The organism is Paenibacillus peoriae, from assembly GCF_022531965.1.
Taxonomy (GTDB): Bacteria; Bacillota; Bacilli; order Paenibacillales; family Paenibacillaceae; genus Paenibacillus; species Paenibacillus polymyxa_D.
Genome location: NZ_CP092831.1, coordinates 3,976,965 through 3,997,495 on the forward strand (window position 1 = coordinate 3,976,965; position 20,531 = coordinate 3,997,495).

General features: G+C 38.5%; 21 protein-coding genes. 1 reads left to right on the plus strand and 20 read right to left on the minus strand.

Going from position 1 to position 20,531, the window contains the following annotated elements:
• Window positions 1–296 precede the first annotated feature (296 nt).
• From MLD56_RS17635 to MLD56_RS17700, 14 genes are all read right to left on the minus strand, one after another.
• Complete coding sequence (locus tag MLD56_RS17635; RefSeq protein WP_029515458.1) at window positions 297–2,018, minus strand: helix-turn-helix domain-containing protein; 1,722 nt, start codon at window positions 2,016–2,018, stop codon at window positions 297–299.
• A gap of 109 nt (window positions 2,019–2,127) precedes the next feature.
• Window positions 2,128–2,904, minus strand: coding sequence for a (2Fe-2S)-binding protein (locus tag MLD56_RS17640; protein ID WP_029515459.1), 777 nt, complete (start codon window positions 2,902–2,904; stop codon window positions 2,128–2,130).
• 1 nt (window position 2,905) lies between these two features.
• The gene (locus MLD56_RS17645) at window positions 2,906–3,946 is read right to left on the minus strand and encodes an ABC transporter substrate-binding protein (protein ID WP_029515460.1); all 1,041 of its coding nucleotides are present in this window, start codon (window positions 3,944–3,946) and stop codon (window positions 2,906–2,908) included.
• Window positions 3,947–4,657: 711 nt separating this feature from the next.
• A complete protein-coding gene (locus MLD56_RS17650) occupies window positions 4,658–5,035 on the minus strand; it encodes a retropepsin-like aspartic protease (RefSeq protein ID WP_013372313.1) in 378 nt (125 codons plus the stop codon).
• Window positions 5,036–5,278 carry a hypothetical protein gene (locus tag MLD56_RS17655; RefSeq protein WP_013372314.1) on the minus strand — a complete coding sequence of 81 codons (243 nt, stop codon included), beginning with the start codon at window positions 5,276–5,278 and terminating at the stop codon, window positions 5,036–5,038.
• 199 nt (window positions 5,279–5,477) lie between these two features.
• Window positions 5,478–6,095 (minus strand): DUF4145 domain-containing protein, encoded by a 618-nt coding sequence (locus MLD56_RS17660; RefSeq protein WP_230585174.1) that lies wholly within the window; start codon window positions 6,093–6,095, stop codon window positions 5,478–5,480.
• A 293-nt stretch (window positions 6,096–6,388) separates the two neighbouring features.
• Window positions 6,389–7,630, minus strand: coding sequence for a caspase family protein (locus MLD56_RS17665; protein WP_341011443.1), 1,242 nt, complete (start codon window positions 7,628–7,630; stop codon window positions 6,389–6,391).
• 390 nt (window positions 7,631–8,020) lie between these two features.
• A complete protein-coding gene (locus MLD56_RS17670) occupies window positions 8,021–8,437 on the minus strand; it encodes a DUF2569 family protein (protein WP_029515461.1) in 417 nt (138 codons plus the stop codon).
• Window positions 8,438–8,768: 331 nt separating this feature from the next.
• Entirely contained in the window at window positions 8,769–9,887 is a 1,119-nt protein-coding gene (locus MLD56_RS17675; RefSeq protein ID WP_029515462.1) for a hypothetical protein, read from the minus strand.
• Window positions 9,888–10,253: 366 nt separating this feature from the next.
• Window positions 10,254–10,964 carry a DUF4145 domain-containing protein gene (locus MLD56_RS17680; RefSeq protein ID WP_029515463.1) on the minus strand — a complete coding sequence of 237 codons (711 nt, stop codon included), beginning with the start codon at window positions 10,962–10,964 and terminating at the stop codon, window positions 10,254–10,256.
• Between the two features lie 246 nt (window positions 10,965–11,210).
• Complete coding sequence (locus tag MLD56_RS17685) at window positions 11,211–12,053, minus strand: hypothetical protein (protein ID WP_029515464.1); 843 nt, start codon at window positions 12,051–12,053, stop codon at window positions 11,211–11,213.
• 275 nt (window positions 12,054–12,328) lie between these two features.
• Window positions 12,329–12,994 (minus strand): hypothetical protein, encoded by a 666-nt coding sequence (locus MLD56_RS17690; protein ID WP_029515465.1) that lies wholly within the window; start codon window positions 12,992–12,994, stop codon window positions 12,329–12,331.
• 326 nt (window positions 12,995–13,320) lie between these two features.
• Window positions 13,321–14,298: an HNH endonuclease gene (locus tag MLD56_RS17695; protein ID WP_029515466.1), complete on the minus strand. Its 978-nt coding sequence runs from the start codon at window positions 14,296–14,298 to the stop codon at window positions 13,321–13,323.
• A gap of 311 nt (window positions 14,299–14,609) precedes the next feature.
• Window positions 14,610–14,834: a helix-turn-helix domain-containing protein gene (locus MLD56_RS17700; protein ID WP_029515467.1), complete on the minus strand. Its 225-nt coding sequence runs from the start codon at window positions 14,832–14,834 to the stop codon at window positions 14,610–14,612.
• Window positions 14,835–14,987: 153 nt separating this feature from the next.
• Between MLD56_RS17700 and MLD56_RS17705 the strand changes: the two genes are divergently transcribed.
• Window positions 14,988–15,275 carry a DUF6809 family protein gene (locus tag MLD56_RS17705; RefSeq protein WP_029515468.1) on the plus strand — a complete coding sequence of 96 codons (288 nt, stop codon included), beginning with the start codon at window positions 14,988–14,990 and terminating at the stop codon, window positions 15,273–15,275.
• Between the two features lie 185 nt (window positions 15,276–15,460).
• Here MLD56_RS17705 and MLD56_RS17710 read toward each other — a convergent pair whose 3' ends face one another.
• The 6 genes from MLD56_RS17710 to MLD56_RS17735 all read right to left on the minus strand — a co-directional run bounded on the left by MLD56_RS17710 (window position 15,461) and on the right by MLD56_RS17735 (window position 20,378).
• Window positions 15,461–16,201: a hypothetical protein gene (locus MLD56_RS17710; RefSeq protein ID WP_029515469.1), complete on the minus strand. Its 741-nt coding sequence runs from the start codon at window positions 16,199–16,201 to the stop codon at window positions 15,461–15,463.
• A gap of 221 nt (window positions 16,202–16,422) precedes the next feature.
• Complete coding sequence (locus MLD56_RS17715) at window positions 16,423–16,590, minus strand: tyrosine-type recombinase/integrase (protein WP_230585173.1); 168 nt, start codon at window positions 16,588–16,590, stop codon at window positions 16,423–16,425.
• A 24-nt stretch (window positions 16,591–16,614) separates the two neighbouring features.
• Window positions 16,615–16,761: a hypothetical protein gene (locus tag MLD56_RS17720; protein ID WP_230585172.1), complete on the minus strand. Its 147-nt coding sequence runs from the start codon at window positions 16,759–16,761 to the stop codon at window positions 16,615–16,617.
• A gap of 194 nt (window positions 16,762–16,955) precedes the next feature.
• Window positions 16,956–17,336 carry an immunity 22 family protein gene (locus MLD56_RS17725; RefSeq protein WP_029515470.1) on the minus strand — a complete coding sequence of 127 codons (381 nt, stop codon included), beginning with the start codon at window positions 17,334–17,336 and terminating at the stop codon, window positions 16,956–16,958.
• Window positions 17,337–17,490: 154 nt separating this feature from the next.
• Entirely contained in the window at window positions 17,491–19,554 is a 2,064-nt protein-coding gene (locus MLD56_RS17730; protein ID WP_029515471.1) for a methyl-accepting chemotaxis protein, read from the minus strand.
• A gap of 284 nt (window positions 19,555–19,838) precedes the next feature.
• Window positions 19,839–20,378 carry a CueP family metal-binding protein gene (locus MLD56_RS17735; protein WP_029515472.1) on the minus strand — a complete coding sequence of 180 codons (540 nt, stop codon included), beginning with the start codon at window positions 20,376–20,378 and terminating at the stop codon, window positions 19,839–19,841.
• Window positions 20,379–20,531 lie beyond the last annotated feature (153 nt).

The window sequence follows — 20,531 nt, forward strand, 5'->3', positions numbered from 1 at the left end:
TATTCTACTTGTTATCCATCATTTCTAGCATATAACGTTTCTGTGTTCACGATGTTTCTCTGACTTATGCGAACGAAATGAGCGGCCGCCGTGCGTATGTGTCCGCCTGCCCCTCCCTGGCAATCCTCTTTGCCGGACCGAGGAACCGCCAGGCTCCGATGCGTGGATATGATGTTATCTGATGGATTGCCCATAAAAAAACAGTTCAACTTTCCCTCTATGACATAAGGCAAAGATGAACTGTCTTTAGTTCCTGTTAAAATCTCTATGCGCACAAGTAGCAACTTCTTCTCCCATCAAGCCAACAAAGCCTGAGCGATCTGATCCACAATGCCATTGATGCCTGTGGGTCCATAACAGCCAATCCATGTCGCGGCATCGACCGAGTGTATGTGCTGGCGCTCAACGGTATCAAGCATTCCCCAGACACGTTGCTCTGTTGCGGATATTCCCTCCTGCATGAGTTCATGGCTAAGCAAGAAGTAATGGCTGGCGTGTACAGCCGGTAGTCTGTCAACTGAGATGTGATAGGCCGTGTCGGAGGTATCTGCCACAAATAACGGAACAGGCAGACCTAGATCATGGTACAGCACAGCCCCTGTACGATGAGAGGCAGAATGCACGCGAACCAGAGAATCCAGCGGACGGATCAGTGCGACGCTCTTGCCTGCCAGAACGGGAGCAAGTTCTTCGGACAGCAATGTGGTTCGTCGGTTATAATCCGCTATAATACGCTTTGCCTCTTCTCGTTTGCCTGTCAGTTCACCGAACAGAGTCAGAATAGTCTGCCAGTTTTCATTGCGCTTAAACATGAGAACTGGAGCGATCCGGCTTAACTGTTCATAGTGCGGCTCATGCACCTCGGTGCAAATAATTAGATCCGGAGACAGTCGTTCCACTGCAAGCAGGTCGGGGTACTCATATGTTCCGAGTAATTCAGTATTCTGAAGTCCTGCCCTGATCGTTTGAGGGAAATGTAACACTGCATTGCCTAGTCCTACGCTACCTGCTGGAGAGAGCCCCAGCGCAAGCAAATGATCGGCATATTGCACATCGAGTACAGCGATACGTTTCGGAGATCCGATAACATAGTATTCCCCTCGCATATGGCATATCACCGAGCCTTGGGCCGACTCATATGAAGAAGCTGTGCGGTTCAGCTGCAAGGAATGAGCATAGTCTATATCTGTTTTCGAAGCGGCATCAAGCCTATAACGCAGCGGAGGGATGCCATAATATTTCTTAAACGCCCTACTGAAATAATACATGTCGCGATAGCCCATTCTGTCAGCAATTTCACCGATGGGAGCATCCGTGTGACGCAGCATCCGCGATGCACTCTCCATGCGCAACTGAATGACATACTCAGTCAGTCCGAGCTGCTTCTCTTGTTTGAATCGTCGCTGCAGCTGTCTTAAGCTGCATCCAGCAAGGGCTGCCAGCTCTTTAAGCTCCAGATTCTGGCGATAATGCGACGCTATATATGAAGCGACAACATCCACCATGTCAGACGCTTCTCCTCCCTGATCACGTTCGTAATCCATGATCAGTTCGTAGATCATGCCCTGAAGCAACGCATTGGCATGAAAACGTTCCATCCCTTCGCCACGACGCCATTTGGCAACGATTTTTTCTGCATTCTCGATCCATTCTGCTTGGGTTACCGAATTTTGCACAAATGAAGTGCGCAACGGATGTTTTCGATATGAAGGCAAAACAAGAGAGGCTCCCTCCATAGAAGAAGCCTTGTACATGATCACGATATAATAAATGTCGTCTGATCTGGCCGTCAGCGTTAAGGATGTCCCCTTAACAACATGACCAGCAAAAGAAGCTCCAATGTGGCAAACCTCACCATTCATTGCAAGCTCCCCTTCCCCTCCGTATGCCAGCAACAACACATTCGAAGTTAATTCCGTTTCGCGAAGAACACTGCCTGTCTGCAAAGTACCGCTATACTCGCCAAGCATCTTGATCGTTGTATCACTCCATAGACTTGTCTGTTCTTGTAGCGGCATTTCTCTCATCTCCTGACAATAGCATCCTTTGCTAGAGTGACTCGCATGGCTGGGCTTAACCAATTAACTACAACCAGGCCTGTTAGCAAAAGTAAAATTGTTGCTGTTGTCATTTTAATTGAGATTTATTCTCATTGTCAATTTTCGGACATTTTCTGCAATATTCCCCTGACATCTGGTAATAAAAACAACAGGTGGTACGCTTGCTTTTCACGGCTGGAAAGCTGTCCTTATTTTTTGTGAACCGGGTGAACGGATTTCTTTTTACACCGAACAAATGCCCAGGCGCTCCTTGCGTCAGATATGAAAAATCTGCCTGGATGTGCTGACTTTCTTGCTCAGCATTGTCTACTTCAGGAGTATATAATGGGACAATGCGTATCATGATATTCTCCCAAAGGATACTCATCGAAAGAGGAGCAATCGCAGCAAGCGTCTTTAACAGCGGTGCAAGGTGTAACGCAAACATCTCCTTTACCACCTTTTCCCGCCACACTTCCCTGTCTCCCGTTAGTGCTTCTGCCCGAAGCCCGTTCATAGCTAGAAAAGGAAAATGCGTCCCCCCCTCGTTAGCTGTGAGCGTCGGATGATAGAGAAAGCTGTTGTCTAGCCGAAAAGAAACATGCTGATGATGAACGGTCATCGCGGTCAGCAACGGAGCAATCCACAGGTAGCCGATTCGCTTAGCTAACATCGAAGCAGCTACCCTCATGTCAGGCGCACCAATATACTCTTGAAGCCAGCTTAAATACTCTCGGCATGCAGCTTCTTCATGTAGTTGACTCAAAGCAATAATACGGACATTATCTTCAGACGGCTCACCAAGCCGAATCGAGTGTTCTTCCACCGTTTGCTGCCATAAGTCAGTCGATAGATAATGGTCCATTTTAATTCGATCCCAACAGTGCTTCCGATGCCTGATCTACAATAATATTAATTGCAAGTGGGCCATAATAAGCGATCCAAAGTGTAGAATTAACATCATATGCACGGTTATTTTTGACTGCATCAAGGGATTTCCATACTGAACTGCTATCCAAAGCCTCTGCCTCTGCCGCAAACAACTCATCAGACAGAACAAAATAATGATCTGCACCAATCTCAGGAACTTTCTCCATCGAGATTTCAACGGAGGTATCATCTTTGATCTTCTGGACTAATGCAGGCATTTTTAAGCCCAAATCCTCATACAGAATGCCGCCTGTTCGATGCTCAAGACCATGAACACGAATGCCTTCTTTTCTCGGACGAATAAGTGCTACCGTTTCCTCTCCCAACTTCTCCGACAGCTTCTCCTTCAGTCCTGCAATTTTGTCCTCATAAGCCTTACGCACAGTTTCTGCCTCTGCCTGCTTACCTGTGATCGCAGCCACCGTAGCTAACGTATCTCGCCAATCCTCGTAGAAGTCAAGTACGATTGTGGGTGCTATTTTGCTTACACTCTCATACTCTTTCTCTTGAAAATCAGTCATTAAAATAAGATCCGGGTCCAATGCTACAATCGCTTCCAAATTGGGCTTGTCCCGTGTACCTAAAACCTGTACGTCATCCGGCTTATCGCCTAAATATTCTGGAAATGTGGTATTGCCTTCAGCGATAACACTGCCTGCCGGCTGCTCGCCAACGGCTAGCAATTGATCCAGAAATTTGACATCAAGCACAGCAATTTTCTTTGGTTTCTCGTTAAGCGTATACTGACCCTTCATATGCGAGATCGTAACCGGGAAGGCTCCGGCAGTCTGAGACGCTCCATTCGAAGGCGTGTCCGTTGGAGTTGTAGCAGACTCATTGCCGCCATTTGTACCTGCTCCGGCACCGCAAGCCGTCAGTACAAGAACAAGGGCCAGCATCCAGCCCATTAAAAATCGTGATTTATGGTTAGCGTGTGCCATGCTTCCGGCAGCTTGCCTCTTTGTTCCTTTATTCATGGTGAATCCTCCTTATGTATGATAATGATTTTCATTATCGAAATATAAGGCGAGTATAATATATCTCCACATCGCGTTACCATGTACTTTTGCGACATTTCAGCCAGACTAATGCGACATGTAAACCGCTATATCTTCATTTTTACAATTCTATCAGCTCTTTTACTAATTACTGCATAATCATCGTCTAATGTATCAAGCCAATAAAACCAAGAATCTCCCATTTTTTCTTTCCATTCATTTGGGAGTTCCGTTATTTCTAATCTAGCAACAACTATTTGATCTTCATTTTCTTCAAAAGAATATTTTTCTTTTCATTGATTTCTACCTCTTGCGTCAATGTACATTCCATATCCATTTGTTCCATTGAAACTACAACAGAGGTTTGTATGATAAATTTGTGGATGCTCTTCATTAAATTCTGAATGTGGAAACTCATAAAATGTTCCTTTGGATTCATAAGCCATATTCGGTGAAACATCTATCTTTAATACCCTTTCGTCCGCAGATATTTCTAAAACATTTTGCTTTCTCCTTTTATCAAGTATCTCCTATAACGTTCTTGTATTTATGAACCCGTTAGGGGGTGTCTGCTGAAATTCCTCTCCGAAACTCATCCCGCAGACCAAGGTTCCATCGAAAACATAGTGTAAATATTGTGTTAAGTGAAGTTCAACTTTTTTTTGAATAACCTTTTTAAATTTAATGGCTTTATGAACGAGAGAGTTTAAAGTTCTCTAGATCTACATTGAATTTGCCTTTTACCAATATGTCTAATCCCAATAATCCGTTGATATTGTGATATTTAAATGAAGTAAAATCTATGAGTACATCTCTTAAAATAAAATCTCCTACCTGTATTCCCTTGATCCGTTTGGAAAATGCGTGTTCTTTCCCTCCAATTCCGTAACTTGTTATGATTTCGTCATCCATCCCGACCTGAATCCCAATATCATCTACTTCATCCTGTGAAATCAATGTATGGCTTGCTCCTGTGTCAATAACTATGTTATTTATGACTTTCTTTTCTCCATTAAAATGGACTGTTATTTCGGTGAACAACAGCCCATCCCTATATTCAATTTTCATTTATAGATTTCTCCTTAAACCAACATTCTTCCGAACCTTCACAATGACCTGGTCCTTAGAAGTATGATAAACCAAGGTTTTGTCTCGGCTATTCAACAACTCTCTTGTTGCTTCTTCGTCACTTACAGGACCAATCACAGCGACGTCATCTATGATTTCTTTATTTTCTGTCTCTTCGAAATGAAGAATTTCAAACTTTACAAATTGATTCGGGAAGATTTGTTGTACTTCTTGCCACTTCACATTAATCCCTCCTGTCCTTTTATGGTTACATTATATCATTTAATTAGAATTTCACTTAACGTTCCTGTATTCACGACCCTAGCGAATGCTGGGATGTCTGGCCTCTGCTGGACCGAGGGTACATGCCCGGTGCGTGAGTATATTGTTTAAGTAAAGTCACTTATCTTCGAGTTATATTCGTCACGATTTAGAAAAATTCTCAATATAATGTTTCATAAAAATTATAATTATCATGACTTGAATCAATATTAAATATCTGTCTATCTGTTACACCTTTCTCTCTTACTTCTATTTTTATGTTTCTTTGGTTACGTTTAAACTTGATATCTAGAAAAACTTCTTTTATTAAATCGTGTTCTATTTGACTATCTCCCGGGAAATTAAAAATATGTTTTTCTGTACTTGCATTGAATAGTGCAACAATATCTATAAAGTCTGACACTTGTTCTTTATTTGGAACAACAAATTCATGTTCAACTAAATTCCTTACAGAATTTATTTTATTTAATATTCTAGGAGCAATAATTCCTAAGTTTTTTAAAGTCTCTATCTTCTTAGGTACATTCCATTTTTTTGAATTTCCAAAAAAACCAAATGCAATCATCAAACAATCAATTTGGCAGTCAAGAGATCTCTTTGCATTTGAGAGAGCATTTATTAAACTGTGTTTTTCAGTTCCCGATTCTAAATCAAATTCAGCAAAGGACAAGTATTCTGAAGGCGTAACATCAAATGGTATATCTATTTCTTCATGTCCACGAGAACTCCAATAACTATTATCATTACTTAGAAAATCAATCACCTCAGAAAATTCCATAAGATCAACTCCAATTTAGTATTTAGGTGATTTCACATAACGTTCTTGTATTCTCGAACCCGAGAACCTTAAGGCCGGCTTGACCGGCCGGGTTCGCTTGCAGACTTAGGTTCGCAGGGTTATCTGCCTGACTTCACTTCCTCGAAATGCCTCGGGCAGATCAAGGCTCCGCCAGGAGCCGCAGCGTGAATATGTTGTTATCTGATGGATCTGCCCCACATCTCCGAATTAAGACAGGACGTCGACCCACATTTAATTACTAATGTTATAATATATTTCAACTGAATATCTATTTACTCGTCAATTTCATTTAATAATTCTTTTTCAATTTCCTTTTCAAGCAAAAAATATCTTCTAATTTCATCCCAGCAATCCGAAAAGATTTCTTGAATCTCTACTTCCTCTACATTGTAATCACTAGAATCTGTATATATTTTAAGTTCATCATTAGCAACGTCGAATTCAGAATTAAATATTGTATCACCCATTGGGTGTAGGCCTGAAATTTTCAAGGATAGCCCCAGAGAAACAGTTATTTCTCTCGTTTTGTCATCTTCGTAAAGAAATGCACTAATGTTGAATTTATCATCACTTCTCTCAAATATAACTTCTTCCTCCCACTCGTACTCCATTAGAAAATCCATAATTTCTTCTAATATCTTTCTTATTTCATTCTTAACCTTACTAATCCTTATACAATACGCCTCTACATCTATTTCTTTCAATCCTTCATAATCATACATTGGAAAATGTCTTCCATCATTCTCGAGACCTCTAAGATGAGCAATTATCAAGTCATTTTCAAAATCAATAATAAGCCTTTCAGGAATAAATATAAAATCAATATAATTATTACTTACTTCAGAATTAGCTCCTGAAACTTCATAAATAATAAATGTATTTGAGCTAGAGACTTCGGCCCATGGTTTTTGAGTTCCTCTTATGTCTGTACTAGATTTAATATAATCCGGAACTATTTTTCCTAAATAATTCTGCAATGATGTACTAGTAATAAATCGTTCACGTTCAACTGCTTCGGGGGCTTCTCCATTTAATGCCTTTATCAGAAAGTGTGTCCATATTCCATGTTCTAGTTCTGGACTACCGTATGATTTCTCTCCACGTGAACATGACAGAAACATAGCTCTATAATTGCTTGATCGCACAAAATCGCTAAACTCTTTGGTATTCATATCAGCAATAAAATCTCTGCTAACTAATTGCTCATCAATATAACTCGCACATGCATCTATAAATATCAAACATTGATTACATCTTGAGTTTCTTAGTGGCTCCATTAATATTCGGTTTAGTGAAACAGTAGTTTCTTGTATATTATTTGGGTGAGTGTCCCACGTTGTTATTTTGTTATATCCTCCATCATAAAATCCATGACCAGCATAATAGAAAATAAATCGATCACTTTCAGTAAGATTTGATATCTCATATTGAAGTTCTTCATTAAGCGCGGATTTTGTCGCATCAACATCAAGCCAAAGCTTAATATTTTCTTGAGGTACTTTAAGATTATTTATAAGCCATTGTTAAAATGCTATTGCATCATTCCTCGCATAATCAACTGTCTTGATTCTAAATTGATAATTTTCCACTGCTATTATTACTGCGAATGTATTCCCATGAAATCCTGAATTCATAAAACACCACCCATGAATCTGTATAATTTCTTCGAGCAACAGGACGTTGCGAATATAATACTTTCACTCTCTCTGGGGCAGATCTTTCAGATAACGTTCTTGTATTCTCGAACCCTCACTGGTTTAAGGAGCGAACGTGCCGGGTCCGACGGACTTAGCCAGTGCAGGGTTGTCCGGCTGCTTCCACTCCCCCAAAATGTCTCTGCCGGACCGAGGGCCGAATGGCCCGATGCGTGAATATTTTGTTATCTGATGCCAATGCCTTCTTGATTAACTTTCAAATGTTGCTTTGACTCGTTTTGAGTTTTTAAAATACAAAATCCATATTGATCCAAAAATAATTGTAGAGATTAAACTTGGGAGTTCATCTATTTTGTTAATTGTGAGAATGAAGTTTAAAAATCCAAATATTATAGTGATTATTTCAATTTGAATTATTATATTTGGTCCTTTCCTTTTCTTCTTCAATATAAGCACTAGAGAAACAATAATTAAGACTTCAGAAAATAAATATATTCCGACAGAAATAGTTCTAGCAAGATTCCAACCAATTGTTCCAACTAACATATAAATATAAAATTCGAAATAAAGACCTATTAAATTACTTATAAGTAGATAAAAAGAATAGATCACAAAGAGAAGCAGCCAGCCTTTAATTCCACTCATACTATTCTGAGATAATTGCATTATTGGCTCCTTAATTTTTGTCTTTTATTTGCATTGAGCATTGGTTTCAGATAACATTGTTGTATTCACGACGTCCCACCACCTTAAAGGAACGAGGTGACTGGCCGCAGCGCGGTTGGGTGGTGGGGGTGTGTTCGCCTGAATCCACTTTCAGCTTTGCCTCATCGGGCGAACCGAGGGCCGAAGGGCCCGAAGCGTGAATATTATGTTATCTGCTGTTGATGCTCCTTAAATAACTTATTCTAGCTCAATACAGATAGAATAATAAAAAAGGCTTTCGAGAAGTTCTCGATTGCCTCTTTTCATAATGATTTCTAAATCACACAGATCACTAACTTATCATATCTTCCAATACGCTTGCTGCTGTAGACATTAAGCGGTTCATGTCAGAAAATAAATTCATGATTCTCTTTTTCGCTTTAATCAAATCTTTTTGAATAGGTGGAATTGTTCCTAACATTTCTTTTATCTCGTCGATTGCCTTTTCAGAGCCTTTTAAAGCAGAAAACATTTCTTCAGTCATATTCACAAGTTCTGGGTTAGTTGCTAACGACCCATCGACTTCTTCTATTATGGATACTGATTTACTGAATGCATCTAAAAACTCATTTAAATGGGTACTCATTTCTTTTGATTCGGGTTCAAACTTAGAAGCAAAACTATTCATTATTATGGCTATACGACTGATCGCTATTTTCATTGCTTTAATGTCAGTTGCATTTTCCATAGCTGCAAGCTTTTCGGTTCTTAGAGTGATATCTTTTGCAAATTCAGTGACTAAGGATTCAATGCTATTAAAATTAACATTCAAGTAAAAAGCTTTCTGAGTTAACGTAGTATATAAATCAAGAAGTCCGTCTTCATCTTCATCTTCGATTTCAAAATCTTCTTGTTGATCAGCGACTATAACGCTCGTATGGTTAGTATTCCAATTTTTTAGTTTCATAGTAAGATGCGCTCTTAAAAAACTTTCAAAACTATCAATTCCTTCGTAGGACCAATAGTATACTCCTTCTTCGCCAATTCTACTTTTGAAATCTTTTATCAATTTTAATTGATCTAAGTCCATATCTCTAGGCGATATCGGCGACTCATTGAAGTAAAACATTACTTCTACATTTCCACCTGATCGCGCTCTGTTGTATGCCCTTTCAAATTCTTCAATAGTGCCCGAATCAGCTCGAGCTGTTTTCGTTCCTGCTCTTGACCAAAGAACACCAATGAATATATCATAATCATCATCAATTTGTTTATTAATGATGTCTTGTGCATCAACTCCCTGAATAGAAGGTGAAGTGCTATTCTCCCAATTGACCAATTGAAGCCTTACATTAAAAATATCTCCAATATCTTTATTAAGTTGGTCAATTACTACTCCTACAATCCCTCGCTCTCCAATTACGTCTCCAGGAGAAGCAATAAATACTTTTAAAATTTGAACATTTTTCATTTAAACTCTCCTATCTATTTAATATGTATTAAATTCAATTTTAAGTAAAAATAATAATTGATTTACTTTTTTATTATACTATGATCTTAATAGTCTGCATACAATATGCTTAAAAAATGAAATAAATTTCTCGAAATTTGTATTATATAGTACAGCTTTTTTAAATTTATTGTGTTGGTCAATTGCAGATAACGTTACTGTATTCACGACGTCTCACCGACTTAAGCCCCTTCAGGGGCAGCCGCGACGCAGTTAGTCGGTGCAGATGTGTCCGCTGAAATTACTTCTCTGCTAAATTCCTCCAGCGGATCGAAGGAGCCGTCAGGCTCCGAAGCGTGAATATAATGTTATCTGATGCCGAATCTTCTAAGATTCACCTGCAAGGTTCTTATTCGAAAGTGCTTCAATGTGTGAATGCAACTGTTCTATTCTCCTTGGTAAAACAAATAAATATTCAATTATATAGTCAAGCAAATCTACAAGAAACTTTGATACTTTTTCGTCAGGTTCTCTATCTAAATCAAAATGAGCTCCAAGATTACCACCTACTCGAATTGCATGTGCAAGTGTTAATATTGGTTTTTGAAGTTCAGCATGTCCTGCTAATAGCTCTAATTGCTTATTTAAGGGCTTTCCCTGTTCACCTTCCGGAAGTAACGATTTGGTTATTCCCTCGAGTAATCTTCTACACAAAACAACGGTAGCTGTCCATTCGCCAAGATTATAAACATTAATAGCTGATTCATAAGCTCGAAGCATACTTTCATGAAACTTTTCTGTTACTTCAATCCCATCAATTATTTTTCTAGATTTTGCACTTGGTGATACATATAGATCGCCAATAAACACCCCATCTTCTCTTTTTCTTAATTCAACATAATAGAATCTTGATTTTTGACCGCAACCTGAGCATCTAGAAAAAGTAAAAATATTACTTTCGCTCAATGAACTCCATTCCAAACTAAAGCTAACTGTTCTAGAACAATATCCACACTTTATATCAACTGAATCGGGCATATTCCATTTTCCATTATAAATTCGAGAAGATACTATCTGGTCAGAAACTATCAATTCCATCTTTTAGCGCCCTCCAAAATAAGTAATTTATTCGGTTTCAGATAACGTTCCTGTATTCACGACCCAGCGTATGCTGGGTGTCCGGCGAATGCCGGACCAAGAGCGAATGCTCACAGCGTGAATATTATGTTATCGGATGTTCATTTCTTCTGTGAATTAGCATTATAACTTTAATAAAAAAGTAAACTTCATAATGCTTTTAGATGATGATATGTTAGATTCATTATCTAAATACATTACGACTACTTATTCTAATGCTTCTACATCCACTGTTATCTCTACTGACATTCCGCCATGAAGATAAGTATTGCTTACTGTCGCTATATCTTTCAACGAACCAATCTCAATAGGTCTTTCTAAAATCTGTTTAACTTTTTTATTATCTGTATTTATAATTATTCTAGCTTCACTTTGATTCTCAAATCTTGTATGTTTTATAGTCAATTCATTAGGCATCCTTTGCCCAAAATCCCACCACCCATACTCACCATATTTATCAAAATCAAAATAAGATACGCGTGATACAATTATTTCTTCTCGTTCTAGACCCAATGCCATTAAAGAAGAAATAATTCTTTTTTCAAACTCTTTATAGTCATGTATAAAAATAACTGAAGGTCTATCCTTTTCATCCAATTTCTCTACTTCTTCTGGATCAAGGTTGTCCATAAAGTCTTTGAAATAGGAGTCTGGTATCATTGTTGTTAATCTATGCTTTCCTTCTTCCTCAGGACAATCAAACATACTTTGCTTTAAAATATAAAAGCAAAAGCATGGCAATTCCATGTCACGTGAACTCTTTAAATAAACATGTTTTCCGATTGGAACTCGTAATAAGTCAGTGTATTTTTCGTATTTTTGATTTAATTCAACTCCTCGTTCAATATCAAGCACATGAAAAGTTGCCATTGTACCCTCTAACTTATCTCCGCGTCCTTCTCCTTTTTCAAAAGCGTACTTCACCCATGAACTTGGCGTACTAAATTTGATTTCTCCATTATTCAGAAAATTTTCAGCATATTTCTGGGTTGTACACCGAAATACCATCATGAAATTTTCAGGTTCTGCCCATACAGCTTTTTCTTCCATTTTATTTTTCCTCCTATATTAATATTTTTAAATTTATAACAATACTTCGCTAAAGGACTAGTCTCACTAATTCTTTATAAGACAGGTTGATTATCATTAAAAGTGAATTTCCGATAACGTTCCTGTATTCACGACCCGACGTATGTCGGGTGTACGGCGAATGCCGGACCAAGGGCGTATGCCCGCAGCGTGAATATTATGTTATCGGGAGTCGTAACTTCATCGAATCTTGATACAAATTATGCAATCACATTAGTATTATCCATATATCCCCTCTACATCAAATGATAATTTTCATCAATTAATTCTCCGTATTTTCCGAAATGTCCATAACGCTCCATTATTAAAGTTCCATCAATACATTCATTTAGTAGTATAAAATTTGCATAGCTTGAGGGAAAAAAACCTGAAATATTGAATATTGGCTTACTTAATCTTTCAGTTATATAATTCTCAAACTCATAATATTCAAACTCTACCTTTCTTCCTTGATTAGAAAGAAATAGTTCTTTCTTTTCATCAATCCTCAATTCTGAATATTTCTTATTTGTCAGCTTACCAATAATAAATTCTCTATAAAATATCCTATATATATTTGTATGTGCTAAAGAATTAATAATTACAGCACGTCTTGAATTACGAATATCTAGGAGAAGCGCTATCATCGGAATCATAAATAATATATGGAATGTAATATAAAAAAATTGACCAACTATTTGTTTACTTTCAAAGACGTTATTTAAAAACAAAAAAATATTACTTGTATCTGATGCACTTGCCCAAGAAAAGAAAAAACCAATAATTAGCGTTGAATATATAAAATTTGCTACACCTTTAAAGATATTTTTATCAAGATTCATTTCTCCAATATTTCTATGAACTAACTCTTGAAATCTTGCTCTCTCAATATACATTTCAGTCTTACTTAAAAATTCACTCAATATTCTATCCTCCACTTTAACTTACTATATTTCACTAAATGCATGTATTTTTTCTTGTTGTCCATATTAGTTTTGAGTATTTATATCCTTTGTTACAATTTCCGATAACGTTTCTGTATTCATGAGCCCCAAAAGGGTTGTTTGCTGAAATGCCTCTTCGAAATCCGTCCCGCAGACCAAGGCTCCAACGGAGCTGCAGCTTGAATATTATGTTATACGACGGAATCGCTTCTAGACTCTGCCCTCACTATTGATTTTCTCCAGGTACATATTCAATCAGATCATATAATTTGCAATTAAATGTACCCCATAACTTTATTGATAAGCTATTTCCATGGTCTATATCCAATTCTAGCCCAATGATGCCTTAGATATTTAACATTTATTGGTATTTTAGAATCTTTAATAGCTTGACCATTAGATTCTATTATCTGATTTATTGGACTATGATAATAAGATAGTCTTTCAATATCTATAGAAACAGATAAGTTATCATCTAAAGTAAATAAGCCAATTTCAAATGCTTTATCATGAAATAAGCAAAGGCACAATCCATTAGATGTATTTCCTCTTGATTCTGAATTATCAGACCATCTAGCAATATGAGCTCCAATCAGAAAACTGCTATCAGCAACTTCACAATTTGGAAAACAACAAATATGATTAAAATTATCGCGAACATTTTTAGAAAAATTACTTTGCCCTATTCTAATAGGCAGAGTTTTTTGACTTTCATATGTATTGGACTGATCAATTACCAATCTTTCTCTAACAGTAGTATTAATATTACTGTTACTAAATAAAATGTTGTATAATTCTGAATCCACTTCAGATAGATATGCCCCATTTTGTCTACGTAAATTTCCGTTTTGAATTACATAAAATAAGAGTTTCTTTTCGTCTGAACTCTTAGCTTTATTTACATTGAAATAATACATCAATTGATTTTCTTTTTGAGTAAAAAGTGTACTTAATTCGATTGTCTGATCAAATGGTTCAAATTTTTTCAAATTCACTCTATAAAAAGTATCAGCGTAACTCCAATTTGGTCCAGGATCAGGTGGTCTTAGTGTTGTGGTAAAGCCATCTGTTTCAGCAATTGAATGTCCGATGAATTTAGAATTTGAGTCTCCTCTTAAATGTAAGATAATGTCCCCTTCTTTTACTCGCATTAAACTATCCCAATATGCCCATATACGTCTGGTATCCCCTACTATTTTATATGCTGGTGACCAAAGGCATTTTGTAAATCCCCATTCTCCTCCCCCATGTACTTCGTCCTTTGACATCTCTATCCAAATCATAACCCTAGCTCCTTTATGAAATATTCTCAGGTTGTAATTCATGCGCCCTCGCTAGCTTTAGGGGAAAAAATTAACGTAATACATGCAGTCAGCAAACCGTACATCTGTTTTGCTCTGCTTCTCTAAACCAGAGTACTCAGAACTTTGATGTACAATAAAATTACTCGGTTCTTTCGGATAACGTTTCTGCATTCATGTACCCAATGGAGTGGTCTACTGAAATACCTCTCCAAATCCTAATTCGCTGATCAAGGCTCCAAAGGAGCCGCTGAATATTGTGTTATACGAATTGCTTCTCGAATCTGCCTTCACTATTGGTTTTCTTTCGGTACATACTCAATTAAATCTGATAATTTGCAGTTAAATGTATCGCATAGTTTGAATAAGGTTTCCAGCTTTGTTGTTTCTATATTCGTTCCCCTATACAACTTGTTGATTGAATTCCGACTTAAGCCCGATTTCGCCATCAATTCTGTTATATCATCTATTCGATGTTGTGCCATGAGTTCTCGTATATTGCACTTGATTACGTTCATCTTTTCCCCTCCATAGTTCTATCTTATCTTCCAAATTAGCAATCATCAACGAAAAGCGAAGTTTTAACTCTATAAAGTCAAATATTCACCTTGCAATTAACTTTATGAGGTTATATAATAACTCTATAGAGTCAATCAAAGGAGGAATAACATATGATTAATACATTAGAATCATTAACAGAGCCGCTTATAAGAATACGTTTAGAATTACTCTATACTGAGCTTCTGGAGTGTCATAAGGAGTACACTCAGCTTTCTTCGGAGACAGATCAATATTTCAAAACGCTTCGTGATGCTTTGCCCGATCAACTTCAACATACGGTTTTTCTTTACGAAGACGCCCAAATTTCTCTCCAATCCATCCTAGAAAGAAGTATCTACATACAAGGTTTCAAAGATGCTCTACAACTATTTAGTGAATTGCAAAATTCTAGTATTTAGAGGGCCATATGACCCTCTTTTTCTATTGTTTTTGATTCTGTCGTCTAACGTTTCCGTATTCACGACGTCCGACGTAGTCGGATGTGTCCGGCTGCTTCTACTTCCCTGAAATACCTCTGTCGGACCGAGGGCGTTTGCCCGATGCGGGAATATAATGTTAAGCGAAGGTACTTTGGGTATATCAACTAATTACTAATAATTTTATCCCTATCTTCAAGAGGATCAAACCAATCAATTCTCGATTCAACATCAGTATAAAAATTCAAATCATTTCTATTCATTATTCTCATATGATATTTTTTAATAGCTTTTTTTCTTACAGTAATGATCTCTCCATTAGCAAAGTAACAAGTATTAAGTTCGATGGGTGTTTGTTCCGTAAACTTTTTGAATATTTCCATCAGTTCCCCATCGCCAGTATAAATTGCTGGTAAGAAATCGATATACGACATAACTTTCAAATTGGCTTTTTCATTTTTCCCTAAAGAATTTTCGAATTTCCTTTTAGTTTCTAACGCTGAAAGTCTATAAGGGCTTGGGTAAAAATATATTCCATACCGAGATTTATCTTCAAAAACAATACTTAATACTAAGTTGTTATCTTCATCATTTAGTTTTCCTAAAACAATTGACTCAAAATATTTAAAATGTTCGATTGCTTCAGTCTTGGTTTTATATACTAGGTAAATAAATGGCTTTTTCATCTCTTCATCAAGATAACCATATCCTATTGAAACTGCTTGCTTCTCTCTTAGCCTTTGAGGGAACGGATTTATGTGTACAATATTGTAAACAAAAATCACTTTTTCTATTAAGTAACCTATAAAAACGATCATAATAGCAACAGCTATATTTAAGTACTGAGTTAAAGTGAAGAAACTTACAATTATAGAGATTAAGGCCACTGTTCTATTAATGACTTTCACTAGATATTTGTATCGTCCATTTATCTGAATTGGAAGCAGTTGAATTCCTCCTCATACTTTCGCTTAACGTCTTATTTACGAACTTCAGAAAAAATGTTCTCTTCGTTATTCACGAACTTCGTGAATCCTGCACTTTGTTCCTGATTCCCGCACTTTCTGCGTTTCAATCCTTCACCCTGCCCAGCCGATCCAACAAACTTTGAATCCGCCCAATGTCCCGTCTACTCACATGTGTACCGCTCCGTAGTTCGTACACTCTGAGGCTCCAGCAGTTCCTGAATATAGCGAAGATCAATCCTATTCTCCAGCAAGTGGGTCGCAAAGGAATGCGTCAGCGAATGAATACTCACCTGTTTGCGAATATCCGCTTCAACCAGCGCTTTTTTCAAACACTTTCTGCGCTGATCGTTCTGTCAGGTGGCGGCCTTCCCTCTGCCCTGGAAACAGCCAGTCTTCTGGCTCTCCACCCCTATGTACTGCTCGACCACCGCAAAAGCCGCTTTTGAGAGCAACGCTTGACGATCCTTCTTGCTTCTTCCGATAAAGTAGGTAATCTTCATGCTCGCTTGTCTCCTTAGTATATCAGCCGTTCAAAAAATTGGAAATCTATTTTCACACAAAAAAAGGGACTTAAGATGTAAATTCACCTTAAGGCCCTGATTCTTTCGGATCAAATTATTGATCCTTTAAGTTCAATTTTCATTATCATAATTACTTGGAATGAGACTCCGAAGACAAAAGAATAGTGTAACCGTTAATCTTTTGAATAAGGATATGCGGCTAAAAAGCGTAGTTCCTCGCCATTTTTTTCAGATAAACCGCTTGTATTACAATCATATATAAAGAACAACGAATTATATTTACCATCTACTTTACTCAAATCATGTAATAGTGGAGATAAAAAAGAATCAACATAGGAAACATCTTTTATACCATCATCGGTCCCGTCAACCAGAAAGACTCCTTCAGCAAAATCTTCGTCAAAATCATCTATTTCATGGTCATTTAAAAAACCGCTAAAAACATCCTCATTCTCATCCTCCGGGTATTTGATCTCAACATATTCAAACAACTCATCTTCTGAGGCAAAGTGACCGTACCAGACGGACACCATATTTTTTTCAAAGCAATTCATATCTTCCCCCCGCTAATATTTCAGTTTATACGTATGGTCTATCTGTATCCCGCACCAGCTACCATGCCCTCTACCCCACAACAGCTGTTGAAGCTAAAAAGCCCGCTGAACGCGGGCTTTGCTGTATATTTAGTCAAAATCATGCCTAGCCTTGTTACTCGACCTTGAACTGTTTTAATTCGTCTTGCAGCTTATTGGACAATTGATTCAATTGTTTGGATAGTTCAGCAACCTGTTCGAAGCTCTCCAATTGTTCCTGCGTGCTGGCGCTAACCTCTTCGGTTGAAGCGGAATTCTCTTCGGTGGTAGAAGAGATGATCTCTAGCGCCTGCAAAATCTCATCTTTATGCTTGTGGACTTTGGAGGTGTTGGTGCTGATCTGGATCATTCGCAATTTCAAATCTTCCAAATCCTTGTTAATACTAAAGAACACTTGCTTCGTGTCCTCTACCGATCTCGCATTTTCTTCTGCGATTTTCAGACCATGAACGGTATGCTCAACCGATACGCTGGTTTTTTCTTCGATGACACGGACCTTCTTGTAGATTTCCTGTGTTGCTAGCGCTGTCTGCTCAGCCAGCTTGCGAACCTCTCCGGCAACCACAGCAAACCCTTTGCCCTGTTCTCCGGCACGTGCAGCTTCAATGGAAGCATTGAGCGCCAGCAGGTTGGTCTGTGTTGCAATTTGGTTGACCGTATCCACAATGCCTGAAATCTCGTGACGGCTCAAATCGATATCCTGAATGATAGCCGACATCGCTTGGGTAGAATTGTGATTTTCTTCCGCCCATTTGGATAGCTGATCTACTACTGCAAGCCCTTGTCCGCTTTGTTCGGCAGAGGTTTGCACCATCGATTCGATGGCTTTCGTATCATTGGCAATTTCGTCAATTTGGCCGGATAAGGCTCCGGTTTTTTGTAAAATGTTATCCGTTTCGATGGATTGGTAGTTCGTTGCATTGGCTATTTCATTAATTGCTGTCGCAGTATCGTTCATCGTGATTGCGGTTCTGGAAGAAATGGATTGCAAATCATTTGAAGACTGATTCAAGACTTGAGCTGAGCCGCCTACCATTTGGAGCATGCCTTGAATTTTTTGAACCATATTGTGAACCCCTTGAGAAATTTGCCCGATTTCGTTATGGGAATTCGTATCAAACGGAACGGTCAAATCTCCATTTTCAATCAGCTTGATTTTGGCAAGCAATTTCGGAATGGATCTCAACAGGTAACGGAGCGTTATATAACAGATTACAACCAACAGAATAGTGGCTGCGGCAAAACCGCCAATCGTAATCCAGGTAAAGGTTCTTAATTCTGAGAGCGCCTCTTGTTCAGAAATGGTTAAGCCTACGGACCATCCTGTATCTTTGCTGGTTGCATACCCAATGTAGCGACGTTCGCCATTATCATTAATGAGCTGTACTCCAGACTCGCCAGCAATCATTTTCTTACCGATCTCGCCAAGATCACCTGTGCTTTCGTTAATCTTTTCTTTCAGCACTTTATTTTGATCAGGGTGATACAAAATATCACCTGTTTTGGATGCAAGAATCGAATAACCTGTGCTTCCAAGCGAATAGCTTTGCATAACGGCGGGGATGTCTTTGAATGCAATATCCACAGCTGCAAAGCCGATTAATTGGTTGCTACTATCTTTGATCGGATAGAAGATGCCCATGACCACATTCCCTGTATTGACGTCCTTATAGGGTTCTGAGTAGTACAAACCGTCTGCTTCAACAGCTGGCTTGAAGTACGGACGCGAATGGATATCGAAATCCGGCTTGGAAGCAGCACCATCGTTCTGAAGAAAGAAGCCTTTACCATGTATTCCTGCAATCCAGGCGTCGGCAAAAGATGGCTCTTCCTTGACAATCGCTGCCAGAGTCGCTTGAGTTGCCGCAGCATGTGGAGAAGTTTTCGCCATCTCTGCTGATTCGGTGGTTTCTATATATTGTCTAAACAAAGTGTTGGTTGACATTTGCTTGACTAGCGAACCCTTTTCCTTAAACAACGCATCGAATTGACTAACGGTGGCCTGCGTCTTGGTCTGGAGCATGGCCTCTTGCTGCTTGACAAGTATGCTTCGCGTGCTTGCAAACATGAACGTCCCCAAGATTGCAAAGACGACAACGATAATAACTAACAAGACCATGGCCAATGTGTTCGCGATGCTGGATGATCTGGATACGCGCTTCTTCATATTTTGTGACATGCTGCCATCTCCCCGAGGAATATTGAGCGAAAAGCTCTTAGATAATATGTCGGAAGTTTGCAGCTATTTCAATAGGTTTTTAGTATATACAATTTAAAGTTTCGCTATCTGATTCCTCATAGATTCCCACCTAACCTGTTCCGCAACTCCAGCAAAAGATTAGGGCAGCACAAAGAGCCTCCGTCAGACGTAGGCTCTTTACTAAAAGCTATGTATGAACGCAGGGTTATGTGGACTTAAAGTGTACGAGCGATCAGTAAGCTCAACCCCTTTATTCTCTGTCGTTAACCTAACTGCATCGTTGTGATACATGTATCGTCTTTCTCATATGTAGAGAATTCAGTTTCAGCCGTTTTACCTTCATGATTGACGCTAATGCGGTAGGTTTTATCCCTCGGCAGCCATAGATCAATAAAACCATTGGGTTGTGATTTCATGGCAGCATTCTCCATGATGACATTCCCTTCGGAGTCGTGAACGGTCACATTGAATTCTCCGTTTTTTATTTCGCCTTGGCAGCCGGTTAGACTATGAATTGCACAAGGGTGGGTCTGGTCTACATATGGCGCAATCGAAACAAAAAACTCGCTGTCAGGCAAATTATAAGTTATGGGTTGTGTATTGTCTCCATTAACAATTAACTGACTGGAATTAATGGAAGCGGATTGACCTGTTGCCTTGCCTGCGCTGAAATCATGCACCAATTGCTTGATATCTGTTGTCCCAAGCTTGTCCGCTCCTTCTTTCTGCATATTTCCTGCAATCAGGTACGTGCCCAATGCCGCAACAACCAACCCTGAAGCGACCAAGATTCCTTTTTTCATCTGGAGTTCATCTCCTTGTCCGTTTTTAAACATTATAATGTAGAACGCGCCGTAACGGACAAAATACGGTACTGAAGTCACCAGATATTCACATCTTTGCTTTTTATCCAGACGTATCTGCGTTACATTAGATGATCCCCAAAGAGGGGCAAG